Below are 1,007 nucleotides of genomic sequence, written 5' to 3' on the forward strand. Positions count from 1 at the left end.
CGCATGACGGAAAGAGAAATCCGCCGTGAAAAAGTCTATTGCTGTACTGTCTCTAAGCGTGGCAAGCCTGCTCGGTCTAGCCGCCTGCGCCCCCGCTGTGGAGGCCCCCGTTGCCTCCCGTGATTCCGCATCGGCAAGCGCCTCCGCTTCACCCTCCGCCTCGTCTTCTGCTTCGCCCTCTGCACGTAGCGAGAGCTCATCTAGCCCCTCATCTAAACCTACTTCGAGCGCTTCTGGCAGGGCAACCGCTAGCAGCGACACAACGCAGGGAGCATCCTCAGCGGTAGGGGCTGACGAGATGCAGTACAAGGCCAGGAAACACTACGAAACGTACTACCAAAAAATTGCCGAGGCTGAGAAGGACCCCGCCGTTGTGAAGGGCGAAAACGCCGATGGTAAGACCTACATCTTAGAAAAAGACAAGCTTGCTATGGTCGTGGGGAAGAACAATGAATACATCATCTTCCACCAGCATGACGGTAGCTGGAGCCGTGCAAGGGCCAACGGTGAGGCGGAGCTAGTGGACACCGACGGTTCCTGGATCAGGATTAAGCCTGACGGCGAACGCATCGCGGTCAAGGGGAGCGGTACCGTCTATATTTCCTACCACCAGGGCGATGTGCCCAAGGACCTCATTAACACCCTGGAAACCCCCAAGCTTCCCGCCCCCGTGGAAGGCGGCGTGGGCGTCCCTAAGGAACCTGTGAAGCCGACGAAGATCAGCTCGGTCACGAACTAAAATCCATAAGAAGCCTCGAATATCGCGGCACCTCGCCCCGTGCGCATCCGAACGTGATGCGTGCGGGGCGTTCTCGTACGCGTGCTCTCGGTCTTCGGTATTTTGCCCAGGCATTTCGGGTTCGGAGAGGCGCCGCTGGAGCCCAGACTTTTCCCAGGGAACGGTGCTAGGATGTGGGCATGCCCGAAGCTGGGCATTACCAACCACATCCATACACAGCGTTGTGATGATGTCGCGACGCATGACGGAAAGAGAAATCCGCCGTGAA

Annotated in this window: 1 protein-coding gene; it reads left to right on the forward strand. The window is 58.2% G+C overall.

The features are described 5' to 3' along the window. The first annotated feature begins 25 nt into the window (after positions 1 to 25). Positions 26 to 739: a hypothetical protein gene (locus HMPREF2674_RS09190; protein ID WP_070824490.1), complete on the forward strand. Its 714-nt coding sequence runs from the start codon at positions 26 to 28 to the stop codon at positions 737 to 739. Positions 740 to 1,007: the final 268 nt, after the last annotated feature.

This window comes from Rothia sp. HMSC062F03 (assembly GCF_001836905.1).
Taxonomy (GTDB): Bacteria; Actinomycetota; Actinomycetes; order Actinomycetales; family Micrococcaceae; genus Rothia; species Rothia mucilaginosa_A.